At 54.8% G+C, this 14,185-nt stretch carries 11 protein-coding genes; 9 read left to right on the plus strand and 2 right to left on the minus strand.

Annotated elements, in window-relative coordinates:
• Positions 1-7: 7 nt before the first annotated feature.
• The 9 genes from OGM59_02060 to OGM59_02100 all read left to right on the plus strand — a co-directional run bounded on the left by OGM59_02060 (position 8) and on the right by OGM59_02100 (position 12,413).
• On the plus strand, positions 8-1,450 hold the full coding sequence (locus OGM59_02060) for a polysaccharide biosynthesis C-terminal domain-containing protein (protein UYI91279.1): 1,443 nt from the start codon (positions 8-10) through the stop codon (positions 1,448-1,450).
• 124 nt (positions 1,451-1,574) lie between these two features.
• A complete protein-coding gene (locus OGM59_02065; protein ID UYI91280.1) occupies positions 1,575-4,106 on the plus strand; it encodes a glycogen/starch/alpha-glucan phosphorylase in 2,532 nt (843 codons plus the stop codon).
• Between the two features lie 68 nt (positions 4,107-4,174).
• The gene (locus OGM59_02070) at positions 4,175-6,028 is read left to right on the plus strand and encodes a glycoside hydrolase family 13 protein (protein ID UYI91281.1); all 1,854 of its coding nucleotides are present in this window, start codon (positions 4,175-4,177) and stop codon (positions 6,026-6,028) included.
• Positions 6,029-6,209: 181 nt separating this feature from the next.
• The gene (gene aspS / locus OGM59_02075; protein ID UYI91282.1) at positions 6,210-7,961 is read left to right on the plus strand and encodes an aspartate--tRNA ligase; all 1,752 of its coding nucleotides are present in this window, start codon (positions 6,210-6,212) and stop codon (positions 7,959-7,961) included.
• A 38-nt stretch (positions 7,962-7,999) separates the two neighbouring features.
• Positions 8,000-8,287 (plus strand): Asp-tRNA(Asn)/Glu-tRNA(Gln) amidotransferase subunit GatC, encoded by a 288-nt coding sequence (gene gatC / locus OGM59_02080; protein ID UYI91283.1) that lies wholly within the window; start codon positions 8,000-8,002, stop codon positions 8,285-8,287.
• Between the two features lie 12 nt (positions 8,288-8,299).
• Positions 8,300-9,778 (plus strand): Asp-tRNA(Asn)/Glu-tRNA(Gln) amidotransferase subunit GatA, encoded by a 1,479-nt coding sequence (gene gatA, locus OGM59_02085; protein ID UYI91284.1) that lies wholly within the window; start codon positions 8,300-8,302, stop codon positions 9,776-9,778.
• On the plus strand, positions 9,778-11,211 hold the full coding sequence (gene gatB / locus OGM59_02090) for an Asp-tRNA(Asn)/Glu-tRNA(Gln) amidotransferase subunit GatB (protein ID UYI91285.1): 1,434 nt from the start codon (positions 9,778-9,780) through the stop codon (positions 11,209-11,211). The genes gatA and gatB overlap by 1 nt, the downstream gene beginning before the upstream one ends.
• 48 nt (positions 11,212-11,259) lie before the next feature.
• Positions 11,260-12,261 (plus strand): stage V sporulation protein AD, encoded by a 1,002-nt coding sequence (spoVAD, locus tag OGM59_02095; protein ID UYI91286.1) that lies wholly within the window; start codon positions 11,260-11,262, stop codon positions 12,259-12,261.
• A 2-nt stretch (positions 12,262-12,263) separates the two neighbouring features.
• Positions 12,264-12,413, plus strand: a complete 150-nt coding sequence (locus tag OGM59_02100; protein ID UYI91287.1) for a hypothetical protein — start codon at positions 12,264-12,266, stop codon at positions 12,411-12,413.
• 69 nt (positions 12,414-12,482) lie between these two features.
• Here OGM59_02100 and OGM59_02105 read toward each other — a convergent pair whose 3' ends face one another.
• Entirely contained in the window at positions 12,483-13,076 is a 594-nt protein-coding gene (locus tag OGM59_02105) for a hypothetical protein (protein ID UYI91288.1), read from the minus strand.
• Positions 13,066-14,016: an RluA family pseudouridine synthase gene (locus tag OGM59_02110; protein ID UYI91289.1), complete on the minus strand. Its 951-nt coding sequence runs from the start codon at positions 14,014-14,016 to the stop codon at positions 13,066-13,068. Before OGM59_02110 ends, OGM59_02105 begins: the two co-directional genes overlap by 11 nt.
• Positions 14,017-14,185: the final 169 nt, after the last annotated feature.

Here is a 14,185-nt window from a genome sequence, read left to right on the forward strand (position 1 = left end):
AAACACAGTGGATAAGTACAAAAAACTCGCTTCCAATACCATTATCTTTGCCATTGGCACCTTTTCGTCTAAAATTCTGTCGTTTTTGCTGATGCCCTTTGTCACCCGTATGATGACCACGGGCAGCTATGGCGCGGCGGATCTGATCCAGCAGACGGGCAATGTGATCATACCCATTGCCTTTTTGTGCGTCAACTCGGCAGCCCTGCGCTTTTCGATGGACAAGGCAGAGCGCAAGAGCGATGTGTTTACCGTAGGCGTGCGGGTGACTCTGGTGGGCTTTTTGGCCTTTCTGTTGTTTGCGTACCCGATCAGTTTAATTAAGATCAACGACTTTAAGCTGGGCGACTACCTGGTGCTCATTTATGTGTTTGTGCTCACCTCCGGTTTTCGCCAGCTGTGCCAGCAGTTTGTGCGCGGCTCCGGTCATGTAAAGCTGTTTGCCATTGACGGTATTTTGGCTACCGTGACCTATCTGCTGTTTACCATGCTGTTCTTGGGTGTGTTTAAGTGGGGGGTTACCGGCTATATTTTGGCCATCGTGGCGTCGGACTTTTGCTCCGTGCTGTTCTTTACCGTAACTGCTAAGCTGTACCGTTATGTGCGCTTGAAGGGCGTGCACCGCCAGACCGGGCGGGATATGCTGCGCTACTGCGTGCCCATGATCCCTACCATTATCTTGTGGTGGATCATCAATGTGTCTGACCGCTATATGGTTACTTATTTTGTGGGCTCTTCTGCCAACGGTCTGTATTCCGCCGCGTCTAAGATCCCGAATTTGGTGATTATGTGCGCATCTGTATTTACAGACGCCTGGCAGCTGTCTGCAGTGGATGAGTATAACAATAAAGATACCGCCCGGTTTTTCTCCAAGATCTTTCGGGTGTACTGTGGCGGCACCTTCTTTGTGGCGTCTTTCCTGATTTTGACTTGTAAGATGATTACAAAAGTTTTGGTGGCAGACGCGTATTTTGACTCTTGGCAGTATGTGCCGGTGCTGATCATCTCTACCGTATTCTCCTGTTTGGTGAACTTTTTGGCCTCTATCTATATGGCGGAGAAAAAGAATATTATGGCGATGGTAACTGCCCTCACCGGTGCAGTCACCAATGTGGTGCTGAACCTGATTTTGATCCCCCGTATGGGTGCCAACGGTGCGGCCGTTGCCACTGCCTGCGCCTTTGTGGTCGTGTTCCTGACCCGCAGTCGGGATACGCGCCGATTCATTAAGATCAACTACCAGCCGGTGGTGCTCACCTGCCAAACCGTGGTGCTGGTGGCCCAAACGGTGGCGGCGCTGTGCTTGCAGGGCGTGTGGTTCTATGTGGCAGAGGCACTGCTGTTTGCCCTGATGTTGGGAATGAACTGGTATCAGGTGGTAGAGCTGTACAAACTGGTGACGACCAAGATGCTGTCCAAACTGAAAAAGCCGAAAACAGAGGAAGAATAAGAGAATTGTTTCGTGCATAGGCTCTTTTAGCGACTTGGTATTGAATTACAGACGATTTTAGTATATAATCTACAAATGGAACACGATTATTTGCGTGATTTATAATAATTTTTGGAGGATTTGTATGAAATCAACGATTTCTGTGGCGCAAGCAAAGCGACGGATCAACGACAAACTCAGTCACTTCTTCGGCGTTACGCCGGCAGACGCCACCAATGAACAATATTATAAGGCTGTGGCCATGATCCTGCGGGAGATGCTCAGCGAAAAGAACAGCCAGTTCCGCCATCAGGCTGAGGGTCAGGACTCTAAGCAGATCTATTATCTGTGTATGGAGTTTTTAATGGGGCGTTCCTTAAAGAACAACTTGTATAACCTGGGTCTGACTGAGACTTTTGAAAAGGCACTGGCCGGCTTTGATGTAAAGCTGGAGCAGCTGTACGATGAGGAGCCGGATGCCGGTTTGGGCAACGGCGGCTTGGGTCGTCTGGCTGCCTGCTATCTGGACGGTTTGGCCTCTGACGGCTATCAGTCTATGGGCTATTCCATTCGGTATGAGGCCGGTATTTTTAAGCAGAAGCTGGTAGACGGCTGGCAGACGGAGCTGCCGGACTTTTGGCTGCCCGGCGGAGAGGTTTGGTTAGTGCCCCGTGAGGAGCGCGCCCAGACTGTCAGCTTTGAGGGCTGGGTCGATGAAAGCTGGGACGGTGAGTACCATACCGTCACTATGCGGGATTGCAACACCGTGATCGCTGTGCCCTATGATATGTATGTAAGTGGTCTGGGTGACGGTGTGGCTCGTTTGCGCCTGTGGGCGGCTCGCAAGCCTGCACTGGATATGAGTCTGTTTAATCAGGGCGAGTATATTAAGGCTATGGAACAGTCTGCCATGGCAGAGACCATCAGCAAGGTGCTGTATCCGGCAGATAACACGCCGGAGGGCAAGTCCCTGCGCCTGCGCCAGCAGTATTTTCTGGTGTCCGCCTCTGTGCAGGATATTATTCACCGTCACCTGTCCAAGTACGGCACGCTGGATAATCTGCCGGAGAAGGTGGCAATCCATATTAATGATACCCACCCCACCTTGGCCATTCCGGAGCTGATGCGCATTATGCTGGACGAGTGCGGCTATGATTGGGACTCTGCCTGGAAACTGGTAACCGACACGATGGCGTACACCAACCACACGGTGATGAAAGAGGCGCTGGAGTGCTGGAGCGAGGACCTGTACAAGCGCCTGCTGCCCCGTATTTATGAGATCACCAAGGAGATTGACAACCGCTTCCGTGCCTTTGTCTGGGGCGCTACCCATGACGCAGACAAGGTGGAGCGTATGGCTGTGATCTCTTGCGGTGCCGTACGGATGGCCAACCTGTGCGTGGCCGGCTCTCACAGCGTCAACGGTGTGTCTGCTTTGCATAGCGAAATTTTGAAGGACACGGTGTTCCACGACTTCTACACCATCACCCCGGCCAAGTTTACCAATGTAACCAACGGCATTGCCTTCCGTCGCTGGCTGTGCCAGTCCAACCCGCAGCTGACCGATTATTTAACGGAGCTGATCGGTGACGACTTTATTAAGCACAGCGACCGTCTGCTGACTCTGCGGGATTACAAGGACGACCCGGCAGTGCTGGACCAGCTGCAAAAGATCAAGCGCGCCAACAAAGAGCGCTTTGCCAAGGTGGTGAAGAAGCAGAACGGCGTGGTGCTGGACCCGGATTCCATCTTTGATGTGCAGGTGAAGCGCCTGCACGAGTATAAGCGCCAGCAGCTGAATGTACTGAACATTATTGCGCAGTACCAGGCGCTGAAAGAAAATCCGAATATGGACTTTACTCCCCGGACTTATATTTTTGCTTCCAAGGCAGCCCCGGGTTACTACATGGCTAAGAAAATCATTCAGCTGATTGACGCTTTGGCGCATGTGGTGAATAATGACCCGGACACCAAGGATAAGCTGAAAGTGGTGTTTATGGAGGACTACTCCGTGTCTTTAGCAGAGGTGCTGATGCCTGCTGCGGACATCAGTGAGCAGATTTCGCTGGCCGGCACGGAGGCATCCGGCACCGGCAATATGAAGTTGATGCTCAACGGCGCCGTTACTCTGGGCACCTTGGACGGCGCCAATGTGGAGATCTGCAACGCCGTAGGGGAGGACAATATCTTCCTGTTTGGTATGAAGACGCCGGACGTGGAGGCTCTGCGCCGCAGCGGCTATCACCCCATGAACTATGTGACCAATAACCCGGCGTTAAAGAACGCCATTGATATGATCCAGTATGGCGTGAACGGCAAGGACTTTAGTGAGATTACCTCCTCACTGATCAATGTGGACCCGTACATGGCGCTGGCAGATTTTGCCGATTATCAAAACGCCCAGCGGCGCTCGGCACAGGTGTATGCTGACAAGACCGCCTTTGCCAAGATGAGCCTGATGAATATCAGCGGTGCAGGCATTTTCAGCGCAGACCGTGCCGTGCAGGAATATGCGGAGAATATTTGGCACACCCACCCGGTGGTTGTAGCGCAGCCCCGGCCTCAAAAGGCGGCGGCTGCTGCGGAAAAGCCCGCTGAGAAGCCGGTGAAGAAACCCGCAGCCAAAAAGCCTGCGGCCAAAAAGTCCGCTACAAAGAAAACCACCAAAAAGAAATAAATCTGCTTGCGGCAGGCGCAGGGCAATGCCTGTGTCTGCCGCTTTTTACTGTTTAAGAGAGGGAAAATATGCTGATCTTCAACGCCAGAGACCCACAGTACAAGTCGCCCATCCGCGCCGTGGCAACGGATGAGCCGGTACATCTGCGGCTGGTGGTCTCGCGGGATATGCATTGCTCCGGCGCCCGGTTGGTGGTCACCAAGGACGGCGAAACGCCGGTGCCTTACGGTATGTTTTGGGCCGGTATGTGCGGCACGGAGGCAGAGTATTGGGAGCTGCATTTTGCCGCCACCACCCCGGGGCTGTATTTTTATCATTTTGAATTGGACACCCCATGGGGACTGCACTTTGTGCGCAACGCCGGGGGCGGCAAAGGGGATTTTTTGCCGGACGGCGCGGATTTTCAGCAAACGGTGTATGATAAGGATTTTCAAACGCCGGCCTTTTTGCGGGGTGGACTGATCTATCAGATCTTTCCGGATCGGTTTTACAATTCCGGCGCGCCAAAGACCGGTGTGCCTGCCACCCGGGTGCGGCGTAACTGGGGGGAAGAGCCTTTTTGGGACGAGGCCCAGATGAACGGCCTTTGGAACAACGATTATTTCGGCGGCGACCTGAAAGGCATTGCGGAGAAGCTGCCGTATATTGCCAAGCTGGGCGTGACCGCGATTTATTTGAATCCGATTTTCGAGGCCCATTCCAACCATCGGTACGACACCGGGGATTATGAGAAGATCGACCCTATGCTGGGCGATACAGAGGACTTAAAATATCTGTGCAGCCAGGCGAAAAAACTGGGGATCGGTGTGATTTTAGACGGCGTGTTCAGCCACACCGGGCGGGATTCCAAGTATTTTAATTACTATGGTCATTACCCTACGGTGGGCGCCTATAACAGCCCGGACAGCCCCTATTACAGCTGGTACCAATTTGGCAAGGATCGGGACGATTACAAGTCTTGGTGGGGCATTCGCCTGCTGCCGGAGATCCGTGAGGAGGAGCCATCTTATCGGGACTATATTTGCGGTGAGAACGGCATCCTTCGCCGTTGGATGCGCTGCGGCATCAGTGGCTGGCGGTTGGATGTGGCGGATGAGCTGCCGGATGTGTTCCTGGACGACCTGCGCCGGGCTGTAAAAAGCGAGAACCCGGACGCCATCATTATCGGCGAGGTGTGGGAGGACGCCACCACCAAGTTTGCCTATGGGCAGCGGCGGCGTTATCTGCTGGGGAATCAGCTGGACAGTGTGATGAATTATCCCTTTGCCGCGGCGATCTTGCACTTTGTGCGCTACGGCGGCGGCCAGGCGTTTTTGGACGCCATCTTGTCTATTACCGAGCATTATCCGCCCCAGGTGACGGCGGTGCTGATGAACCATATCGGCACCCACGATACTCTGCGGGCTATTACCGCGTTGGCCGGACCGGATTGTACCGGCCAAGGGCGGGCTTGGCAGCACCGCAACAATACTCTGTCCGGAGCGGATTATGCCCGCGGGGTGCAGCTGCTGAAGCTGGCTTCTTTTCTGCAATATACTTTGCCCGGCGTACCCTCTCTGTATTACGGAGATGAGGTGGGTGTGCAGGGCATGAAAGACCCCTTCAACCGGGGCTGTATGCCTTGGGCGCACCAGGATCGGGATTTACTGCATTGGTATCAGCGACTGGGCCAAATGCGTCGAGGCTGCAAAGCGTTGGCTGCGGGCACATTCGTGCCGGTACAGGGTGACCTGGGCGGCGTGTGCTATGAACGCCAAAGCGACGGTGCCCGCCTGCTGGCGGCAGTGAACCGCACCTCTGAGCCTAAGACCTTTGCCGTGGATCCGGTGTGGGACAATGCTTATGCCTTTTTTGACGATACCTGCATGGACGGCCGGTTAACCGTTCCTCCCATGTCAGCCGCTTTGCGTACCAGACAATAAAACCTTGCCACTCGGCTTTGCCGGGTGGCTTTTTGCTGTTTTTGCCGGAAATGCTTATATTATATATAATAAATTATAAATTAGCGGTTGAATGTGGGCGGGTGTGTGTGTTATAATAGCAGAGTTAATGTGGGTCAGTAGATACTGTACCCAAATTCCGCGAAAGGAAGATTTAAGAATTATGGCTTACAGAACCCATAACTGTAATCAGCTGACCTTTGACCAGCTGAACCAAACTGTTTCTTTGGCCGGGTGGGTAGATACCATCCGCGATCACGGCGGCGTGATCTTTATTGATCTGCGCGACGAGTACGGCGTGACCCAGGTGGTGTTCCACGACGACGCGCTGCTGAAGGGCGTTCGTAAGGAGAGCGTGATCTCCGTGACCGGTAAGGTCGTAAAGCGTGACCCGGAGACGGTGAATAAAAAGATCGCTACCGGCGAGCTGGAAGTGCATGTGACGGAAGTGACCGTGCTGGGCGAATGTACCCGCACGCTGCCTTTTGAGATCTCCGAGTCCAAGGACACCCGTGAGGATGTACGGCTTCAGTACCGCTTTTTGGATCTGCGTAATCCCCAGGTGCATGAGAGCATTCTCTTCCGCAGTAAGGTAGTCGCTTTCCTGCGGCAGAAGATGACGGAAATGGGCTTTACGGAAATCACCACCCCGATTTTGACCTGTTCCTCTCCGGAGGGTGCCCGGGACTATATCATTCCCTCCCGTAAGCACGAGGGCAAGTTTTATGCGCTGCCCCAGGCGCCCCAGCAGTTTAAACAGCTGCTGATGACCTCCGGCTTTGACCGGTATTTCCAAATCGCGCCCTGCTTCCGTGATGAGGACGCCAGAGCGGACCGCTCTCCCGGCGAGTTCTATCAGCTGGATTTTGAAATGGCCTTTGCCACCCAGGAAGATGTGTTTGCCGTGGCGGAAGAGGTGCTGTATGACACCTTCACCAAGTTCTCTGACAAGAAAGTGACCCCGGCGCCCTTTGTGCGTATTCCTTACGCCGAGTCCATGCTGAAATACGGCACGGACAAGCCGGACCTGCGCAACCCGCTGATCATCCATGATCTGACCGAATATTTCAGTACCGTAGAGTTTAAGCCTTTTAAGGGTCGTCCGGTGCGAGGTATCGTGGTGCCGAACTGTGCAGGGCAGTCTAAGGGCTGGTACGAAAAAATGCTGGCTTTTGCTATGGACATTGGCATGAAGGGCTTGGGCTACATCACCGTTCAAGAGGACGGCAGCTATAAAGGCCCCATTGACAAGTTCCTGTCTCCCGAGAAGAAAGAGGAACTGCGCACCATGCTGGACCTGAAAACGGACGACACCCTGTTCTTTATTTGCGACAACATTCGGATCGTCAATGACCTTGCCGGGCAGATCCGTACCGAGTTAGGTCGTCGCCTGGATTTGATCGACAAGGATCGGTTCGACTTGTGCTTTATCACCGACTTCCCCATGTTTGAGCGGGACGATGACGGCAAGCTGATCTTTACGCACAATCCGTTCTCTATGCCCCAGGGCGAGATGGACGCGCTGCTGCACCAGGAGCCCACGGAGATCAAGGCTTATCAGTACGACATTGTGTGTAACGGCGTGGAGCTGTCCTCCGGCGCTGTGCGTAACCACCGCCCGGATGTGATGATCAAGGCCTTTGAGATGGCCGGTTATACTGCCCAGGATGTGGAAGAGAAGTTTGGCGCGCTGTTTAACGCATTCCATTACGGCGCACCGCCCCATGCAGGAATGGCGCCCGGCGTAGACCGGCTGATCATGTTGCTGCGGGATGAGGACAACATTCGCGAGGTAATCGCATTTCCTATGAACTCCAATGCCCAGGATATGCTGCTGGGCGCACCCAACACCGTTAGCGAAATGCAGCTGCGAGAGGCACACATTAAGCTGCGCCGCCCGGCACCGAAAGCGTAACGGAGCGTATAGAACGATAGATAGATCGAGGTTAGCGTATGAAGATCACACCGGAACTGATCCAGTATCTGGAGAGTTTGGCCAGAATTGAATTGACCCCTGCGGAGGAAGCCACCGTTGGCGACCAGTTGCAGGAACTGCTTACTTATATCGACACCTTGAGCCAGCTGGACACCGACGGGGTAGAGGCCAAGAGCCACTGCTTCCCGGTGACCAATGTGTTCCGCAAGGACCAGGTGGAGGTGCACATGACCCCGGAAGAAGTGGTGGCCAATGCACCGGAGAGCCAGGACGGCGCCTTTGTGGTGCCTAAGACGGTAGAGTAAGGAGGGCACAGCATGAATGTTTTTGAATGGAGCGCAGCAGAGCTGGCGCAAAAGATAAAAGCAGGCGAGCTGTCTGCGCCGGAGGCGGTAGAGGCGGTCATCGCTGCCATTGACAGTAAGGACGGCACTTATAACTGCTACACCTCACTGAATAAAGAGGCTGCTTTGCAGCAGGCTGAGACGGTACAGAGCCGGATCGACGCCGGGGAGGCATTGTCCCCGCTGGCCGGTGTGCCCATCGGTATCAAAGATAATATCTGTACCAAAGGTCAGCTGACCACCTGTGCGTCTAAGATTCTCACCGGCTTTAAGCCGCCTTATAACGCAACGGTGATTGAAAAGCTGCACGCTGCGGGCATGATCCCTCTGGGCAAGCTGAATATGGACGAGTTTGCCATGGGCTCCACCACGGAGACTTCCTTTTACGGTGCAACCAAAAATCCCTGGAACACGGACCGGGTGCCCGGCGGTTCCTCCGGCGGCGCAGCAGCGGCTGTGGCAGCCAAGGAGGCAGTTGTGGCTTTGGGCTCCGATACCGGCGGTTCTATTCGTCAGCCTTGTTCATTCTGCGGTGTCACCGGGCTGAAGCCCACTTACGGCGCAGTCAGCCGGTATGGCCTGATCGCTTATGCTTCTTCTTTAGATCAGATTGGGCCCATTGCCCGTTCGGCTGCGGATGTGGCGGCGGTGTTTGATGTGATCCGGGGCAAGGATCCCAAGGACGGCACCTCTATGACCGGCGGCCGGTTGGATCTGAACGCTGTGTGGAACGCCAAGGATGTGCAGGGCAAGAAGATCGGTATTCCGGAGGATTACTTCGGCGAGGGTATTGACCCGCAGGTGGCCGCCGCTGTGCGCGCTGCTGCCGACACACTGACCGATTTGGGCGCCACGGTAGAGATCTTTTGGCTCCCCATTGTGAAGTACGCCATTCCCACTTATTATATTATCGCCTGCGCCGAGGCCTGCTCCAATCTGTCCCGGTTTGACGGCATTAAATACGGCTACAAATCGCCGGAGGCGCACTCTCTGCGGGAAGTTTACTTTAAGTCCCGCTCCGAGGGCTTCGGTATGGAAGTGAAAAAGCGCATCATGCTGGGCAACTTTGTACTTTCCAGCGGCTACTTTGACGCTTATTATAAGAAAGCCTTGCAGGCCAAGGGTCTGATCTGTCAGGCCTTTGACGACGCCTTTAAGGACTATGACTTTTTGCTGGGGCCGGTGGCACCCACTACGGCGCTGCCTATGGGTCAGGGACTGTCCGACCCGCTGGCTATGTACCTGGGCGATATTTATACGGTTATGATCAACATTGCCGGTTTGCCCTCCCTGGCGCTGCCCTGCGGGTTTGACACCCAGGGTATGCCGGTAGGTATGCAGCTGATCGGTCGTCCTTTTGAGGAGGAGACCATTCTTTGCGCCGGTCATGCGTTCCAAAGCGTGACCGACTATCACAAGCAGTCCCCGGTAACGGAAAAGGAGGCGCTGTAATGGAATACAATACCGTTTGCGGTTTGGAGGTCCATACGGAACTTTCCACCAAGACCAAGATTTTTTGCAACTGCTCTACGGCGTTTGGCGGCGAACCCAACAGCCATGTTTGTGAGATTTGCGCCGGTATGCCGGGCACACTGCCGGTGGTGAATGAGCGAGTGGTGGAATACGCGGTGCGCACCGGTTTGGCTACCAACTGCACTATCACCCGGTACAATAAATTTGACCGTAAGAATTATTTCTATCCCGATTTGCCCAAAGCATACCAGATTAGCCAGCTGTATCTGCCCATTTGTCAAAATGGCTATGTGGAGATCACGGACCAAATCAACGGCGGCACCAAGAAAGTGCGGATCAAGGAGATCCACATGGAGGAGGACGCCGGCAAGCTGGTGCACGATGAGTGGAGCGACTGCACGCTGGTGAACTACAATCGCTGCGGCGTGCCGCTGCTGGAGATTGTGTCTGAGCCGGATATTGCCTGCGCCGATGAGGCGGTAGAGTATGTGGAAAAGCTGCGGGCCATCTTGCAGTTCTGCGGTGTGTCTGACTGCAAAATGCAGGAGGGTTCTCTGCGGGCGGATGTAAATGTGTCTGTGATGCCGGTGGGCGCTACTGAGTACGGCACCCGCACGGAGATGAAAAATATTAACTCCTTCCGCGCCATTCATAACGCCATTGAGAGCGAGGCCCAGCGCCAGATCGAGGTGATCGAGGACGGCGGCGCCGTGACGCAGGAGACCCGCCGTTGGGACGACGCCAAGGGCACCAGCTACGCGATGCGCAGCAAGGAGGACGCCCAGGATTATAAGTATTTCCCGGAGCCGGATCTGCCGCCCATCGAATTGTCGGACGAATACATTGACACCATTCGCCAGCAGTTGCCGGAACTGCCGGAGGCCAAAAAGGCTCGGTATAAGAGCGAGTATGGCTTGACGGATTATGATACGGATATGATCTGCTCCTCTGTATCTTATGTGCGGCTGTTTGAGCGCACGGTGGAGATCACCGGCAATCCCCAGGACAGTGCCCATTGGATCATGGGCGAGGTGATGAAGCTGCTTAACGACAGCCAAACCCTGCCGGAGGATATGCACTTTAACCCGGACGCTCTGGGTCGTATCATTCAGCTGCAAAATGGCAACAAGATCAGCCGGGACAGCGCTAAGAAAGTGCTGGCTGCCGTGTTTACAGACAATGTGGACCCGGACGAATATGTGAAGCAGAACCAAATGGAAATGGTCAGCGACACCGGCGCCATTCGCAAGGTGGTCGAGGATGTGCTGGCACAGAATGAAAAAGCCGTCAATGAGTACAAGGGCGGCAAGGCTGCTTCCTTCAACTTCCTGATCGGCCAGTGTATGCGCGCGTTACGCGGCAAGGCACCGGCGGCGGAGGTTACCAAGATCTTAAAAGAAATTCTTGGCTAAGCGATAAAGTACAACATCTCGGATATACTATATCCGAGGTGTTTTTTTATGCACAAAAAAGGAAAGACCGTCTCCTTTGCAGATCCGCCGGTGATCACCGGTCACGCCGGCGTGGCAGGTAAAAAAGAGGGGGAAGGCCCCTTGGGCGGCGACTTTGACGCGGTGTTTGCCGATACCACCATGGGACAGCAGTCCTTTGAACTGGCCGAGTCCGCCATGCTACGGGATGCCATTTTGCGGGCGCTGTCGGCAGCGGGCAAAAGTCCGTCCGATGTGGATTTTATCCTAAGCGGCGACCTGCTGGATCAATGTATGGGCTCTGCTTTTGCCATTAAGGATTTGGACATTCCTGCCATTGGACTGTATGGCGCATGTTCCACCATGGCGTTGTCCTTGGGTGTGGGGGCTATGCTGATTGATGCCGGGGCCAAGTGCTGTGTGGCAGGAACCTCCAGCCATTTTTGCTCCAGCGAGCGGCAATTTCGTTTTCCTCTGGAGTATGGCGGTCAGCGGCCGCCCAGTGCCCAGTGGACGGTGACCGGCGCCGGCAGTGCAGTGCTGGAAAGCAAGGGTGATGGCGTGCGTATACGGGCGGTGCATATTGGCACCATTACCGATTATGGTATTACGGATGCCGGCAATATGGGCGCGGCTATGGCGCCGGCGGCTGCCCGCACCATTCATGACCTGTTGGAGGACAGCGCCACCACCCCGGCAGACTACGATCGAATTGTCACCGGGGACTTGGGCGCAGTGGGCACCAAGCTGCTGTATCAGCTGATGGAGCAGGATTGGGGTATTCAACTGGCGGGTCACCACAAGGACTGTGGCATGATGATCTATGATCTCAAGCGTCAGGATGTGAATGCAGGCGGCTCCGGCTGTGGCTGCGGCGGCTCCGTGCTGTGCAGCCATATTTTGAAGAAAATGGAGCAGGGTGCGCTGCGCAAGGTGCTGTTTGTGGCCACCGGCGCGCTGATGTCGCCCACCAGCACCAAGCAGGGCAACTCCATTCCCGGCGTGGCCCACGGCGTGGTATTGGAGGTGTAAGTGTGAAGACCCATTATGTAAAGGATATTCGCGTGCTGTCTGCCTTTCAGCAGACCATTCGGGCTATGCAGATCCTCATTCTTGTGCTGCGGGTGCTGGCGGTGGCCTTTTTGGTGCTGCAAAGTATTACCCTAATGCGGGATAACGCATAGGCGCTTTATATATATAATAGGTATAGAAAAAGCGCACGGCTTTGGCCGTGCGCTTTCAACATTTTAGGCTTATTTCACAGTGTCGTCCTGCTGGTCTGCGGTTGTGGGGGCTTCTGCGGTGTCGGGCTGTTTCTCCGCTTTTTCCGTCTCGCCACGCTTGCGCAGGGATTTGAATTCCAGCTTGGTCTTAACGGTAGGGGGCTGGTAATCCACGCCGCAGCGTTCGCATAGGGCTTTTTGCACAGCTTCCAAGGTGCGCTTTTGGCACAGCCCCAGATCCAGCAGCACTGTGGTGTCGTCCGTCAGGGTCAGGGTCAGCACTGCGTGCCGGTCAATAAAGTTCTTGACCAGACTGGGTGCTTCGTCCTTGTAGCCGGCAATGTCCTTGATTTGATTGTAGGCGTACACATTGTCTTTATCCATGCCGGTAAATTCAAAGTCCGTGGCGCGTAGCAGCAGGCCGTTCTTTACCGTCTCCTTGGTGGTGAGCACGGCGATCACAATGGCTGCGATCTCAATGATAGCAAAGATTACGGTCATGCCGGTGCGCACTTGGGTCAGCCGATAGACGGCAAAGACACCATAGCCAATCACCGCCAGGTCCAGCAGGATCACAACCGCCAGGGTCATTGGGGACAGAATGCGAATAAACTTATCTTTCATTTGAATCATCTCCAGTAAAGATTTGCGTGATGGGTCGGGTGTCTGCGGTGAACACCTTGCCGTCCAAATGGGCAATGGTGTAGTCCGCCGGCACATGGAAAATCAGCTTGTAGCTGAGCAGCGCCTGGCGGTAGCGGCCGTGCGTGTTGCCGTACTTGCCGTCCCCGGCCAGGGGACAGCCTATGCCTGCCAGTTGTGCACGAATTTGGTGGGTGCGCCCGGTGTACAGTTCTACCTCCAGCAACGCCCGGTTCGCCTTGGTGTCCAGCACGCGGTAACCGGTTTTGCATGCCATGCGGTCGGGGGCTGGCGCGTCATACAAGGTGACCTTGTTCTTTTTCTCGTCCTTGTGCAGGTAGGCGGTGAGGGTGTCCGCTGCTTTGGGCGGGATCCCTTCCGTGACGGTCAGGTAGAATTTTTCAATCTTGCGCTCCCGTATCAGCGCCGTTATTTCCCGCAGTGCCGGGGCGGTCTTGGCTGCAATCACCAGCCCGCCGGTGTTCCGGTCAATACGGTTGGCCAGCGCCGGGGCAAAGCCGGAGTCCTCCGGCGACCACTGATTGCGCTCATATAAATAGCGCTTGACCCGGGCAATCAGTGTGTCTATATACTCCTTGCCGTTTGGGTGGCAAAGCAGCCCCTGGGGTTTGTTGAGGATCAATAGGTTCTCGTCCTCGTACACCACATCCAGCGCCTTGGAGGCGGAGAGAAAGTCATAATACACCGTCTTTTCCGCCAGCACATCGTCCGGCAGATACAGGGCCACTCGGTCACCGGCAGAGAGTACCTGCTCCGGGGTGCAGCGCTTTTTATTGACCTTAATATTCTTTTTGCGTATTTCCTTATACATCAGCGACCGGGGCAGAGAGGGAAAGGTGCGCCCCAGGTAGCGGTCCAGCCGCCGACCGGCATCGCCGGGGGTGATTTGCTTTTCTTTCATACGCTCATTATAACGGATTGAACGCCAAAAGTAAAGCCCGCGCACCGGGGGCGCAAAATTTGCCGAAATGGACAAAAAGCCAGGGGAACATTTGTTCAAAATTGGCAGGATAACCAGTTGTATTTGGCGGTATGACCGTGTATAATAAACACTGTATATACAGTTTTTG

It is taken from the genome of Oscillospiraceae bacterium, from assembly GCA_025757685.1.
GTDB lineage: Bacteria > Bacillota > Clostridia > Oscillospirales > Acutalibacteraceae > CAG-217.

Excerpts from the sequence above, each read along its gene's own strand:
- OGM59_02065 (UYI91280.1), top strand. The coding sequence starts at position 1,575 with ATGAAATCAACGATTTCTGTGGCGCAAGCAAAGCGACGGATCAACGAC.
- OGM59_02070 (UYI91281.1), top strand. The coding sequence starts at position 4,175 with ATGCTGATCTTCAACGCCAGAGACCCACAGTACAAGTCGCCCATCCGC.
- aspS (UYI91282.1), top strand. The coding sequence starts at position 6,210 with ATGGCTTACAGAACCCATAACTGTAATCAGCTGACCTTTGACCAGCTG.
- gatC (UYI91283.1), top strand. The coding sequence starts at position 8,000 with ATGAAGATCACACCGGAACTGATCCAGTATCTGGAGAGTTTGGCCAGA.
- gatA (UYI91284.1), top strand. The coding sequence starts at position 8,300 with ATGAATGTTTTTGAATGGAGCGCAGCAGAGCTGGCGCAAAAGATAAAA.
- gatB (UYI91285.1), top strand. The coding sequence starts at position 9,778 with ATGGAATACAATACCGTTTGCGGTTTGGAGGTCCATACGGAACTTTCC.
- spoVAD (UYI91286.1), top strand. The coding sequence starts at position 11,260 with ATGCACAAAAAAGGAAAGACCGTCTCCTTTGCAGATCCGCCGGTGATC.
- OGM59_02105 (UYI91288.1), bottom strand. The coding sequence starts at position 13,076 with ATGAAAGATAAGTTTATTCGCATTCTGTCCCCAATGACCCTGGCGGTT.
- OGM59_02110 (UYI91289.1), bottom strand. The coding sequence starts at position 14,016 with ATGAAAGAAAAGCAAATCACCCCCGGCGATGCCGGTCGGCGGCTGGAC.